The sequence below is a fragment of the Nigerium sp. genome (genome assembly GCF_039811905.1).
Lineage (GTDB): Bacteria > Actinomycetota > Actinomycetes > Propionibacteriales > Propionibacteriaceae > Propioniciclava.
Map to the genome: position 1 here is coordinate 32,694 of NZ_JBDHZL010000015.1, position 12,688 is coordinate 45,381.

General features: G+C 71.0%; 9 protein-coding genes. 4 read left to right on the forward strand and 5 right to left on the reverse strand.

The window, feature by feature from the left end; translation table 11 throughout:
- The first annotated feature begins 75 nt into the window (after positions 1–75).
- Positions 76–840 carry an SDR family oxidoreductase gene (locus WMJ97_RS04975; RefSeq protein WP_347347867.1) on the forward strand — a complete coding sequence of 255 codons (765 nt, stop codon included), beginning with the start codon at positions 76–78 and terminating at the stop codon, positions 838–840.
- 98 nt (positions 841–938) lie between these two features.
- Here WMJ97_RS04975 and WMJ97_RS04980 read toward each other — a convergent pair whose 3' ends face one another.
- The 4 genes from WMJ97_RS04980 to WMJ97_RS04995 all read right to left on the reverse strand — a co-directional run bounded on the left by WMJ97_RS04980 (position 939) and on the right by WMJ97_RS04995 (position 4,478).
- Positions 939–1,562 carry a DUF3618 domain-containing protein gene (locus WMJ97_RS04980; RefSeq protein WP_347347868.1) on the reverse strand — a complete coding sequence of 208 codons (624 nt, stop codon included), beginning with the start codon at positions 1,560–1,562 and terminating at the stop codon, positions 939–941.
- Positions 1,559–2,077, reverse strand: coding sequence for a phage holin family protein (locus WMJ97_RS04985; protein WP_347347869.1), 519 nt, complete (start codon positions 2,075–2,077; stop codon positions 1,559–1,561). Before WMJ97_RS04985 ends, WMJ97_RS04980 begins: the two co-directional genes overlap by 4 nt.
- Complete coding sequence (locus WMJ97_RS04990; protein ID WP_347347870.1) at positions 2,064–2,951, reverse strand: hypothetical protein; 888 nt, start codon at positions 2,949–2,951, stop codon at positions 2,064–2,066. Before WMJ97_RS04990 ends, WMJ97_RS04985 begins: the two co-directional genes overlap by 14 nt.
- A 282-nt stretch (positions 2,952–3,233) precedes the next feature.
- A complete protein-coding gene (locus WMJ97_RS04995) occupies positions 3,234–4,478 on the reverse strand; it encodes a TIGR04053 family radical SAM/SPASM domain-containing protein (RefSeq protein ID WP_347347871.1) in 1,245 nt (414 codons plus the stop codon).
- A 97-nt stretch (positions 4,479–4,575) separates the two neighbouring features.
- Between WMJ97_RS04995 and WMJ97_RS05000 the strand changes: the two genes are divergently transcribed.
- Positions 4,576–5,334 (forward strand): D-alanyl-D-alanine carboxypeptidase family protein, encoded by a 759-nt coding sequence (locus WMJ97_RS05000; protein WP_347347872.1) that lies wholly within the window; start codon positions 4,576–4,578, stop codon positions 5,332–5,334.
- 66 nt (positions 5,335–5,400) lie between these two features.
- On the opposite strand, the gene WMJ97_RS05005 is transcribed toward WMJ97_RS05000, so the two are convergent.
- A complete protein-coding gene (locus WMJ97_RS05005) occupies positions 5,401–6,603 on the reverse strand; it encodes an amino acid aminotransferase (protein WP_347347873.1) in 1,203 nt (400 codons plus the stop codon).
- Positions 6,604–6,725: 122 nt separating this feature from the next.
- Here WMJ97_RS05005 and WMJ97_RS05010 point away from each other — a divergent pair, with 122 nt between their 5' ends.
- Positions 6,726–10,064, forward strand: coding sequence for a transglutaminase family protein (locus WMJ97_RS05010; RefSeq protein ID WP_347347874.1), 3,339 nt, complete (start codon positions 6,726–6,728; stop codon positions 10,062–10,064).
- 18 nt (positions 10,065–10,082) lie between these two features.
- Positions 10,083–12,617, forward strand: a complete 2,535-nt coding sequence (locus WMJ97_RS05015; RefSeq protein ID WP_347347875.1) for a circularly permuted type 2 ATP-grasp protein — start codon at positions 10,083–10,085, stop codon at positions 12,615–12,617.
- Positions 12,618–12,688 lie beyond the last annotated feature (71 nt).

Below are 12,688 nucleotides of genomic sequence, written 5' to 3' on the forward strand. Positions count from 1 at the left end.
GCGGCGCAATTGTGCGTCGGCCTGACGCAATGCGGGTGGCCGACGACGACCACCCCGGCGTCTAGGCTGCCCACCATGACCGACACCACGCTCATCACCGGAGCCACCGGCGGACTGGGGCAGGCGTTCGCGCGGCGGGAGGCGTCCCTGGGGCATCGGCTCGCGCTCACCGGACGCCGGACCGACGTCCTCGACCAGCTCGCCGGCGAGCTCCGCCGGCGCTACGGGGTGGAGGTCGACACGTTCGCCCTCGACCTCGCCGACCACGACGCCCGTCAGCACCTGATCGACCGGCTCGCCGAGCGCGAGCTCACGGTCCGCACGCTGATCAACAACGCGGGCTTCGCGTCCATCGCGGACACCCGCGACACGGACGCCGACCGCCTCCTCGGCCAGGTCGAGGTCAACTGCGCGGCGCTCACGCACCTCACGCGCGCCGTTCTCCCCGCGATGCTGGACGCCCGCCGCGGCACGATCATCAACATCGCGTCCACGGCGGCGTTCCAGCCGATCCCGGGTATGGCGGTCTACGCGGCGACCAAGTCGTTCGTGCTCAGCCTGTCGCAGGCCTTGTGGGACGAGGTGCGCCGCGACGGCGTCCGGGTGCTCGCCGTGTGCCCCGGGCCGACCGAGACCGGCTTCTTCGAGGCCGCCGGCGCGTCGACGGCGATGAGCAGCCGACGGACGCCCGACGACGTCGTCGCCTCCGCCTACCGCGCCCTCGACCAGGGCCGGCCCGTCGTCATCGACGGACGCCTCAACGCGGCCATGGCGCGCCTCGCGCGCCTCACGCCCCTGCGGGTCGTGCTGCCGTTGGCGAAGGCCGTCCTGCGCCACTGAGCGCTACAACAGACGCACGGACGCCCACGGGGCCCCGGCGTCGCCTCGACCTCTCGGCCGAACCGTCGTCGGAGCCCCGTGGGCTCGCTGTCAGGCGCTCAGCCCTGCTGGGCGTCCTTGGCCTCGGCCCGCACGTTCTCGGCCGAGCTGCGGGCCTGGTCGGTGACGTCGTCCTTCGCCTGGGTGGCGTCCGACTTCACCTGCTCGCCGGCCTGCTGCGCGGTCTCCTTGACCGAATCGGCGGCCTCCTGCGCGGCGGGCTGCAGGTGCTCCTTCGCCTCGGTCGCCATCTGCTTGACCTCGTCGGTCAACGGTTCGGCCCGGTCGCGCAGGTCGGCCGCAGCGTCCTCCTCGACGCGCGACGCGGGCAACAGCCCACCGATGAGCGCGCCGACGCCGAGCGCCACGAGGCCGGCGGCGATCGGGTTGCCGCGCGCGGTCCGCTTGAGCCGGGCGGGAGCCTCGGCGACGTTCTGTCGCGCGTCGTCGAGTTTGCTGCCGGACACGTGGCCCTGGTCGCCCGCGAAGAACGTGCGGTCGTCGTAGTCGTCGTCGGAGCCGAAGACGCGCTCGCGAAGCCCGCGGGCGCGGCTCTTCGCCTTGTCGACCTGGCTCCGCGCGATGTTGCCCGGATGCGTCGAGTCGGACAGTGCGTTCACGTTGTCGGACAGATCGGTGCGGGTCCGCTCGATGTCGCGGCGAATCTCGTCGGGGTTGCTCATCGGTTCTTCTCCTCGTTGCCGGTCGCGGCGTTCGGAATCTTGGTGACGGTCTCCTGGGTCTGCTCCAGACCCCGGATCTTCTTCAGCGCGCTCCTCCCCGCGGCGGCGAGGATGGCGGCGATCACGGCCCACACGACGCCCGTCAGGACGCCGCCCCAGCCGTACGACGGGTCCATCCGCGTGCCGAGCGCCACGGACAGCGCCCACCACAGCGCGAGCGTCAGGGCGATCAGCATCATCAGCGCGGCCACGCCGGCGCCGGCCAGCAGTCCGACGCCCTTCCCCGCCCGGGACGCCGACTGTTGCGCCTCGGCCTTCGCGAGTTCGATCTCCTGCCGGACGAGCGTCGACGCGTTGCCCATCAGGTCCGAGGCGATCTCGCCCAGCGAGCGGTCCTCGGCTCGGTAGCGGGCGTAGCTGGCGTCCGCCTCGTCGTGAACGACGGCGTCCTCCACATCCGGCGCCTTGGACGCCCCCGCCGTCCAGGCCGTCCGGTCGTCGTCAGCGGAGGTCATCGGCGCCCCCCGTCAGGTTCGTCCGGCCGGTCGGGTCGATGACCGCGCGGCCCTCGTTCGTGCCGGTGCCCTCGGTCGGGTAGGCGTCGCCACCCACCGTCGGCTCGGAGGTGTCCCGCTCGCCGGAGAGCTTGCGCTCCGCCGGCCCGGACACCTCGCTCCGGACGCCGTCGGCGCCCTGGCCGAACCCGGTGCCCTGGCCATACGGGGTGTCGCGATCGTACGTGGCGTCCTGCACGTAGCCGGCGCCGGCCGGATAGCCGGCGTCGCGCGCGGTGTCGGCCTGCGCGTAGCCGGGGCGTCCGGATGCGCCATAGCCGGCGCCGCCGGTGAGCTGCTTCTCGTCCTGAGACGCCCCCTGCAGCCCACGCACGAGGCGCGAACCGAGCAGGCCGACCCCGGCCGAAATCGCCATGAACGCCCACGGACGCCTCGCCGCGAACCGCCGGACATCATCGAGGATCCCCTGGGGATCGTTGCTTTCCAGCCAGCGGGCCGCGCGGTCGCCGACGCCCTCGGCGTTCGAGGCGAACTTCGCGACGGGCCCGTCGGTGTTCGACGAGCGCACCATCTCGGACAGCTCGTCCGTGAGCGACCGGACGATGCCGGCGATCTTCTCCTGCCCGCTGGACGCCTGCGAGCGCAGTTCGGAGACGCCCTGGTCGAGCAGCCGCTGGCCTTGGTACTTCGCCTCGTCGACGACGTTGCCAGCCTGCTCCTTGGCCGATGCAACGACGTCACCGCCGGCCTGCTGGGCGGTGTTCTTGACGTCGGCCGCCTCGGCGCGGGCGGTGTCCTTCACGTCCTGCGTGCGATCGGTCGGGACCCCGGCGGCCAGACCGCGGTCGCTCGAGGCGTCGTTGGGGTACGCCATGTTGTCCTCCAGTGTCGTGGTGCAGATCAGTGCGGTGCTGTGCAGATCAGGGCGATAGGACGCCCGGGCCTGCGGCCGCGCCGGTCTGCCCGACCGGCGCCGCGTAGCTACGTTACGGACGGCGTCCGGGTGGCTTCCTCCCCCCAAAGAAGGGTGGCGGATCACAACTCGACCACGGCCCCTGAGAGAGCCGTTAGCGAACTGAAACAACTGACCAGAGACGGATCGACCGCCCGGACGAGTCCGGGGCGGTCGGTGGGCGGTGATGCTGGACGCCTGCGGTCAGACCCGCGGACGCCCCGGCTCGTAGGCGCAGAACGGCTCCTCCGCGAGGTAGTCGCCGGTCATCGCGTAGGCCCGCGCTCGGGACCCGCCGCAGGCGTCCCGGAAGCCGCAGACGCCGCACTTGCCCTCCAGAAGCGTCCGGTCCCGCAGCTCCCGGAAGACCGGCGCGTTGCGGTAGATGTCGATGATGTCGGTCTCGCGGATGTTGCCCGCGTTCACCGGCAGGAAGCCCGACGGGTAGATGTCGCCGGTGTGGCTGATGAAGATGAACCCGTCGCCGTCGTTCACGTTGCGGGCGCGCCCGATGCCGTCGGACTGGCTGTAGTGCATGCCGCGGGTCATGACCTCGTCGACGTCCTCGTCCGCCCCTGCGCGCACCTCGGCGCGCTTGCGTTGCATCACGACGCGGCTGTACTGCGGGGCCGCTGTCGCCTTGATGTCGAACGGCGCGACCTTGCTCAGGTCGTAAAGCTGGTGGAAGACCTGCTCGAACTCCTCCGCGGACGCCACGTCGTCGGCCTTCGCGCGGCCCATCGGCACGAGGAAGAACACCTCCCAGAACACCACGCCGAGGGTGGTCATGAGCTCGGTCATCGCGTCCATGTCGTCGATGTTGGCCTTGCGGATGACCGTGTTGACCTGCGTCGACAGGCCGACCTCCTGCGCCTCACGCAGAATGCGCAGCCCGTGGTCGAAGCTGCCCTGCACCTGCCGGAACTCGTCGTGGATCGCGGCATTGCTGCCGTCGAGCGAGACGGCGAGGCGGGTGAGCCCGACGTCCTTGAGCTGCTGCAGCAACTCCTTCGTCGCCAGGGACGTCGTCGCCGGCGTGATGCCCATCCGCATCCCGAGCTTCGCGCCGTACTCGACCAGCTCGACGATGTCGGGCCGCTTGAAGCAGTCCCCGCCGCTGAACACGAACACGATCGGGCCGAACTCGCGCAGCCGATCCATCATCGCCTTCGCCTCGGCGGTCGACAGCTCCCCCGGATGGCGCAGCGGCTGGGCCATGGCCCGGCAATGCTTGCAGGCCAGGTCGCAGGCCTGGGTGGTCTCCCAGATCGCGATGAACGGGGCCTTGTCGAAGTCGAGGTGGCGGCGCGACGGCGCTGCGCCGGGGTGCCCACCGGGATGGCCCCCAGGGTGCCCCCCGCGGCCGTGCGGGTGCCCGCCCGGATGCCCGGAGGGACGCCCGCCCTGCGGGATGCTCGTCGGGGAGGGTCCGATGGTCTGCTGCGCCATGGCTGCACTGTACCTACTACTAGCCGTAGTAGGCAGCCGGAGCGAGGAATTGAACAGGGATGATCGGACAAAATCCTGCCGGGCTAAAGTGGCCCCGATGCACATCCGGACCTTGGCGGCGGCCAGCGCGCTCGCCGTCCTCACGCTGACTGGCTGTTCGGCCGTCCAGGCCCTTCCAGGGCCGGCGACGCCGTCCCTTGCGGCGCCCACCCCGAGCAGCCGGGCGACCGCGTCCGCGTCCGAGACGACCGCGGGGGCCGAGACGCCGCCCTCGCAAACGTCCCCCGCCCCCGCGGACACCCGCGCGGGTGCGCAACTGAACCGGCCGTACGTGGTCGACGGCATCCTCGTGGTGAACAAGAACCACCGCCTCGGGCCCGGCTACGTGCCGGCGTGGGCCTCGCAGCCTCAAGGGCTGCGCCCCGACGTGCGCGCAGCCGCCGACCGGCTCATGGCCGCCGCGAAGGCCGACGGCGTCCCGCTGAAGATCCGCAGCGGCTACCGCAGCTACGCGACGCAGAAGGCGTCCTTCGATCGCGCGATGCGCACCCAGGGCGCGGCCAAGGCCCGCGCCTACTACGCGGAGCCGGGCGCGAGCGAGCATCAGACCGGCCTCGCGTTCGACTTGTGGGACGGCCGGAACCGCGGCGACGCCTTCAAGCGCACCCCCCAGGCCGCCTGGATCGCGCAGCACGCCGTCGAATACGGCTTCATCGTGCGCTACCCGAACGGGCGCGAGTCCGTGACCGGCTACCTGTGGGAGCCCTGGCACCTGCGCTACGTCGGCACCGACGTCGCGCGCCGGTTCGGGCCGAACGCGACGCTGACGCTGGAGGAGTTCCTCGGGCTTTCCTGAAAACCCGGACGCCCGCGGCCACAGCCGCGGGCCTCCGGCGTTCGTCACACCTGACCAAGGGCCGGACTAGCCCTTCATCACCTCCGCGATGGCGTGGGCGACGTAGTCGATGTTGCCCTGGTTGAGGGCCGCAACGCAGATGCGGCCGGCGTTCGTGCCGTAGACGCCGAACTCCTCGCGCAGGCGGATCATCTGATCCTTCGTCAGGCCCGAGTAGCTGAACATACCGATCTGGTCGGTGATGAAGCTCATGTCGTCCTCGACGCCGGCGGCCTTCAGCCCCTCGACCAGCGCGGCGCGCATGGCCTTGATGCGGGTGCGCATCTCGGCGAGTTCGGCCTCCCACTGCGCCCGCAACTCCGGATCCGCGAGCACGGTCGTCACGATCGCCGCGCCATGAGTGGGCGGGTTGGAGTAGTTGGTGCGGATCGTCACCTTGACCTGCGAGAGGACCCGCTGGGCCTCCTCCGCGTCGGTGCAGACCAGCGACAGACCGCCGACCCGCTCGCCGTAGAGGCCGAAGCTCTTGCTGAACGACGTGGAGACGAGGAACGAGCCCACCTGCTCGGCGAACTTCCGGACGACCGCGCCGTCCTCGTCCAGCCCGTAGCCGAAGCCCTGGTACGCCATGTCGAGGAACGGGATGAGGCCGCCCTCCTTGATCGTCTCGATCACCCGATCCCACTGCTCGGGGGTGAGGTCGTAGCCGGTCGGGTTGTGGCAGCAGGCGTGCAGCACGACGATCGTGCCGGGCGTGGCCGCCTGCAGATCGGCGAGCATGCCCCCGACGTCGATCCCGCGTGCCTCGGCGTCGTAGTAGCGGTACTTCGCCACGTTGAAGCCGGCGCGCGTGAACAGCGCCTGGTGGTTCTCCCAGCTCGGGTCAGAGACGAGCACCTGCGCGTCGGGGGTGAGCGTGTGCAGGAAGTCGGCGCCGATCTTCAGCGCGCCCGTGCCACCGAGCGCCTGCGCCGTGATGACCCTCCCGGACGCCACCGCCTCGCTGCCCTCGCCGAAGACGAGGAACTTCACGTCGTCGTCGTACAGCGCGAGGCCGTGGATCGGGAGGTAGCCGCGAGGCTTGGGATCCTCACTCAGTCGCTGTTCCGCCAATCGGACGCAACCCAGCAGCGGAAGCTTGCCGTTCTCGTCCTGGTACACCCCGACGCCGAGGTTGACCTTCTGAGGGTTCTTGTCGGCAACGAAAGCCTCAGTCAAACCAAGAATGGGGTCGGCCGGAGCGGCCTGGACGGCAGTGAAGACGGACATCGGAGCACCTTTCGTCGAGCCCTCAGAGAGTATCCGCATTCACCATCGCCTGCGGACCTGTAACCCAAGCGGAACACCGGCGGCTGTCGGCGGGTGAGACCACCCCGGTAGATTGCGCGGTTGTGACGATCCGAGTAGCGCTGGAGCACCGCACCACATACACGTTCGACGAGCCGGTGAAGGTCTTCCCGCACACCGTCCGGCTGCGTCCCGCACCCCATTCGCGGACGCCGATCCCCTCCTATTCGCTGACGGTCAGCCCCCGCGACCACTTCATCAACTGGCAGCAGGATCCGTTCGGCAACTACCTCGCCCGGCTCGTCTTCCCCGATCCGGTGAAGGAGCTCGACATCACCGTCGACCTCGTCGCCGACATGACGGTGATCAACCCGTTCGACTTTTTCGTCGAGGAGTACGCGGAGAACTACCCGTTCACCTACCCCGACACTCTGGCCCACGACCTGGCGCCCTACCTCGACACGGTCGAGTCGGCGCTCGTGGACGGCTGGATCGAGCGCAACGTGTCCGTCCCCGAGGAGGGCATGCGCATCGTCGATTTCCTCGTGGCGCTCAACGCCGCGGTGAACCGCGATGTCGCGTACACCGTGCGGATGGAGGCGGGCGTCCAGACGCCCGACGTGACGCTCGAGCGCGCGATCGGCTCCTGCCGCGACTCGGCGTGGCTGCTGGTCGCCGTCCTGCGCAAGCTGGGGCTCGCCGCCCGGTTCGTCTCCGGCTACCTGGTGCAGTTGTCGTCCGACGTCGAGTCGCTGGACGGTCCGTCAGGGCCCGAGCAGGACTTCACGGATCTGCACGCCTGGGCCGAGGTCTACATCCCCGGCGCTGGCTGGATCGGGCTGGACGCCACGTCCGGCCTCTTCGCCGGCGAGGGTCACATCCCGCTCTCCGCGACGCCCGAGCCGGCGTCCGCCGCGCCCATCACGGGCGCGACCGCGCCCGTGGGCGTCCAGATGTCGTTCTCGAACCAGGTGCGTCGTGTCCACGAGGATCCGCGGGTCACCCTGCCTTACACCGACGAGCAGTGGGACGCCGCGAACGCGCTCGGCGATCACGTCGACGAGCTGCTGGCAGCGGGGGACGTCCGGCTGACGATGGGCGGCGAGCCCACCTTCGTGTCGTCCGACGACACGTCGACACCGCAGTGGGAGGGCGCGGCCGACGGGCCCGACAAGCGCAAGCTCGCCCGCGTCCTGGCGCGGCGCCTCACCGAGCGCTGGGCGCCCGGCGGCGTGGTGCACCACGGTCAGGGCAAGTGGTACCCCGGGGAGCCGCTCCCCCGCTGGCAGATCGCGATCACCTGGCGCAAGGACGGCGTCCCGATCTGGGGCGAGCCCGATCTGTCGGGCCACCCGTGGGACGATCCGGTGGTCGCCCCGGGCTCCGAGGAGGCCCAACTCGCCGCGCGCGATCTGGCGCTCTACATCGGGGCGAAGCTCGGCGTCCCGGCGTCCTTCACCCAGCCCGCCTACGAGGACGCGCTCAACGACGCGCTCAACGAGGCCCGCTCGCCCGAGGGCGACGCCCGTCCGACGGTGGACGCGGAGCCCTCCGAAGACACGCCCGAGCGCCGCAAGCAGCTCGTCGACGCGTTCGACGAGTCGTCGCGGACCGCCCCGGTCGGCTGGGTCGTCCCGATCTTCCGCACCGAGGACGAAGAGCACTGGGGCACCACGCAGTGGCGGACGCGGCGCAAGTACCTGTTCCTCACCCCGGGCGACTCGCCGATGGGGCTGCGCCTCCCGCTGTCGTCGCTGGCGTTCGCCGAGCCCCCCTACGAGCCGGAACGCTCGCCGTACGAGTTGCTCGCCCCGCTGCCCGAGCTGCCCGAGTCCCCCACGGGGCCCGCCACGGTGCTCGACATCGAGGACGCCCCGCGGCACGCCCTGTGCGTCGAGGAGCGCGAGGGGCACCTCTACATCTTCCTGCCTCCGCTCACCCACCTCGAGGACGCGCTGGCGCTCGTCGCGGCCGTCGAGGAGGCGGCGTCCATCGTGGAGCTGCCGGTGATCCTCGAGGGCTACCCGCTGCCCTTCGATCTGCGCACCAAGACGCTGTCGGTGACGCCCGATCCGGGCGTCATCGAGGTCAACACGCAGCCGACGTCGTCGTGGCAGGAGCAGCGCAACCTGACCCTCTCGCTGTACGAGGACGCCCGGCAGTCGCGCCTCGGCACGGAAAAGTTCGACATCGACGGCACGCACACAGGCACCGGCGGCGGCAACCACTTCACGCTCGGCGGTGCGACGCCGGAAGACTCGCCGATGCTGCGGCGTCCCGACCTGCTGCGCTCGCTCATCACGTACTGGCAGCATCATCCGGCGTTGTCGTACGTGTTCTCGGGCCGGTTCATCGGCCCGACGTCGCAGGCGCCGCGCATCGACGAAGGCCGATTCGAGACGCTGTACGAGCTCGAGATCGCGTTCAGCGAACTCGAGCGGCTCGGCGACGACGTGCGCCCCTGGCAGGTCGATCGCCTGCTGCGTCACCTGCTGACCGACCTCACGGGCAACACCCACCGCGCGGAGTTCTGCATCGACAAGCTGTACTCCCCCGACTCCCAGCGCGGACGCCTCGGCCTGCTGGAGATGCGCGGGTTCGAGATGCCGCCCCACGCGCAGATGGCCCTCGTGCAGGCGCTCCTGGTCCGGACGCTCGTCGCCCGGTTCTGGGACGAGCCGTACGCCCACGACCTGGTGCGCTGGGGGACGCGGCTGCACGACCGCTTCCTGCTGCCCGAGTTCGCGGCCGAGGATCTGGAGGACGTGGTGGCCGACGCCAACCGCTTCCTGGAGAAGTCGGGCGACCTCCGCTTCGACGACGCGTGGCTCGCGCCGTTCCTGGAGTTCCGGTTCCCCCGCCTCGGTGAGGTGAACATCGACGGCGTCGACATCGAGCTCCGGCAGGCGGCCGAGCCGTGGCACGTGCTGGGCGAGGAGGCGACCTCGTCGGGCACGGCGCGGTACGTCGATTCGTCGGTCGAGCGCGTCCAGGTGCTCGCTCGGGGTCTGATCGAGGGGCGGCACCGCATCACGTGCAACGGCGTCCCGCTGCCGATGCGGCAGTGCCGGCCCGACTTCCAGGTGGCGGGCGTCCGGTACCGCGCCTGGGCGCCGCCGTCGTCGCTGCACCCGACGATGGGCGTCCACAGCCCGCTCACCTTCGACCTGGTCGACACCTGGAACGGTTTGTCGCTCGGCGGCTTCACCTACCACGTCGTCCACCCGGGCGGCCGCAGCTACGACACCTACCCGGTGAACGCCGTGGAGGCGGAGTCGCGGCGGTCGTCCCGCTTCCAGCCGATCGGCATGACCGGCGGAACGATCGACACGACGGGGTGGGCCGACCCCGCCTCGGTGATCGCCAACGACCCCAACGAGTACCCGTACACCCTTGATCTGCGGCGTTTCACGCCTGGGTCGGTTGTGGAACGGCACCAGTGAGGTCGTAGGCTCGAATCCATGACCGCTGCCGAAAGCGAACTCCTCGATGAGTTCGTCGACGACTACCGCGCGCTCACCGAGTCCTCGGGCGGTGTCGACGAGTTCGTGACCCCCGAGGGTGTCCGCCCCGGTAGTGAGCCACTGGCCGACGCCCTCCGCGCCGGTGGGTTGACGCGCCTGCTCACCGCGCTGCGCGACGTCGAGCGCTTCACCGACGACGACGGCATCACCTACGGCAGCCACGGCCCCGACGAGCCGGGCGACCCGTGGCTCATCGACCCGCTGCCGGTGATGCTCACCGGCGAGGAGTGGGCGCGCATGGAGGCCGGGCTGGCCCAGCGCGCCGTGCTGCTGCACCAGGTCTTCGACGACCTGTACGGGCCGCGGCGGCTGATCCACGACGGCATCCTGCCCGCGTCGTTGGTGCTCGGGCACGAGGGCTTCATCCGGCCCGCGCACGGCATCCGGCCCGAGTGGCGGCGGCTCGTGCAGACCGCCACCGACCTGGCCCGCGACCGCGACGGCAACTGGGTGGTTCTCTCCGACCGCACCCAGGCCCCGTCGGGGGCCGGCTACGCCATGGCGACGCGACGCATCGTCACGAAGGCGCTCCCCCGGCTGCACCGGGCGACCGACCTGGCGAGGCTGCGTCCGTTCTTCGACACCGTCACGGCGGCGACCCACGCCGCAGCGCCGTGGAAGGACGACACACCGCACGTCGTCGTCCTGACGCCCGGCTCGAACTGCGAAACGGCCTACGACCAGGCGTTCTCGGCGTCCCTGCTCGGCTTCCCCCTGGTGGAGGCCGACGACCTCGTCATGCGCGAAGGCCGCGTATGGCTACGCACGCGCGACCGCTTCGACCAGGTCGACGTGATCCTCCGCCGGGTCGACGAGCTGTTCGCCGACCCGCTCGATCTGCGCGGCGATTCCCAGCTCGGTCTGCCGGGGCTGGTCGAAGCGAATCGCAACGGGCACGTCGCCCTCGCGAACCCGATCGGCTCGGGGCTGCTGGAGAACCCGGCGCTGCACGCCTACATGCCGCAGCTCTCGCACGCGCTCCTCGGTGAGGACCCGCTGCTGCCCTCCGCGCAGACGTGGTGGTGTGGCGACGATGCCTCCCGCAGCCACGTGCTGGCGAACCTGGACTCCCTGGTCATCAAGCCGATCTCGCGCGGGGTCGGGCAGGCCGTCGCCGGGTGGAGCCTCGACCGGGCGACCCTCGACGAGTACCGCCGCCGCATCGAGGCCGAGCCGTGGGCGTGGGTCGGGCAGCACGCGGTCCAGACGTCGACGGCCCCGACCGTGACCCGCCACGGGTTGGAGGCCCGCCCGTTCGTGCTGCGCACGTTCGGCGTCCACCACCGCGGCAATTACGAGGTCCTGCCGGGCGGCCTGGGCCGCGTGTCGGACGGCCGGGAGGACTTCCCGGTCACGATGTTCCACGGCGCGATCGCCAAGGACGTCTGGATCCTCTCCTCCACCGACCCGGCGAACCGGCCCTGGCTGACGCTGCCGACCGCCGACGAGCGTACGAGCGTCGCCCCGCGCGGCGGCCACGACCCGGCCCTCACCCCGCGCGTCGCCGACAACCTGTTCTGGTTCGGCCGCTACTGCGAACGCACCGAGTCGACCACGCGTCTGCTGATGGTCGCCGACGATCTCGCCGAGGACCACGGCTCCCGGGCCGGGACGCCGGGCGAGCGGGCGATGCAGGGCGTCTTCTCGGCCCTGGACGCCCTCACGCTCGTCGGCCCGCGCCTCCCCGACGAGTCCGCGGTCGAGTACCTGCGCAACGCCGTCCTCGACCCCGACCGGCGCGGAACGATCGCGACGTGCTCGCGCCGCCTGGTCCACGCGGCCCAGCAGGTGCGCGAGATCGTGTCGGGCGACACCTGGGCGGTGCTGGCGTCCCTGGAGCGGGTGATCGAAGACATCCCGCCCGACGAAGACCAGTTGCAGCCCCGCCTCGAGCGCGTCCTCGAGCGGCTGCTGGCGCTCGCCGGCATCGCCGCGCACGGCATGGTGCGCGACGCGACGTGGGCGTTCGTGAACGTCGGCGTCCGACTTGAGCGGGCGCAGTCCACGACCAACCTGCTGCGCATCGCGTTGGCCGCCGACCTGGCACCCAACGTGGAGAGCCTCATCACTGAGGCGGTCCTGCGCGTCGGCGACTCGACCCTCACCCACCGTCGGCGCACGGCGATGGGCACGGGGCCGTCCGACCAGGTGGAGTCGACGCTCGACCTGCTGCTCGCCGACCGCCAGAACCCGCGGTCGGTGGGCTACCAGCTCGACCGGCTCGTCGAAGGCTTCGCGCTCATCGGCGATCCGGCGCTGGTCACCCAGGCGGCCCTGGTCAACCAGCGCCTGAGCGAGCTTGATCTCGCCGAGCTCACCGAAGACCGGGCGGCACTCGGCATGGCCCTCTCCGGCGTCCGCGACGAGCTCTTCCAGCTCAACGACGCCATTCAGTCCGCCCACTTCGTCCGGCAGCCGTCGCGGCAGCAGGCCCCGGGCACGCAGTGGTCCAACCCCTGGCAGGTGGCGTGATGACCCAACGAGACGCGATGACAGACGACAACTCCGCAGGCTCTCAGTCCCAGTCGCAGAGCCAGTCCCAG

Coding starts and splice junctions, on each gene's coding strand:
- WMJ97_RS04975 (WP_347347867.1), top strand. CDS start 76: ATGACCGACACCACGCTCATCACCGGAGCCACCGGCGGACTGGGGCAG.
- WMJ97_RS04980 (WP_347347868.1), bottom strand. CDS start 1,562: ATGAGCAACCCCGACGAGATTCGCCGCGACATCGAGCGGACCCGCACC.
- WMJ97_RS04985 (WP_347347869.1), bottom strand. CDS start 2,077: ATGACCTCCGCTGACGACGACCGGACGGCCTGGACGGCGGGGGCGTCC.
- WMJ97_RS04990 (WP_347347870.1), bottom strand. CDS start 2,951: ATGGCGTACCCCAACGACGCCTCGAGCGACCGCGGTCTGGCCGCCGGG.
- WMJ97_RS04995 (WP_347347871.1), bottom strand. CDS start 4,478: ATGGCGCAGCAGACCATCGGACCCTCCCCGACGAGCATCCCGCAGGGC.
- WMJ97_RS05000 (WP_347347872.1), top strand. CDS start 4,576: ATGCACATCCGGACCTTGGCGGCGGCCAGCGCGCTCGCCGTCCTCACG.
- WMJ97_RS05005 (WP_347347873.1), bottom strand. CDS start 6,603: ATGTCCGTCTTCACTGCCGTCCAGGCCGCTCCGGCCGACCCCATTCTT.
- WMJ97_RS05015 (WP_347347875.1), top strand. CDS start 10,083: ATGACCGCTGCCGAAAGCGAACTCCTCGATGAGTTCGTCGACGACTAC.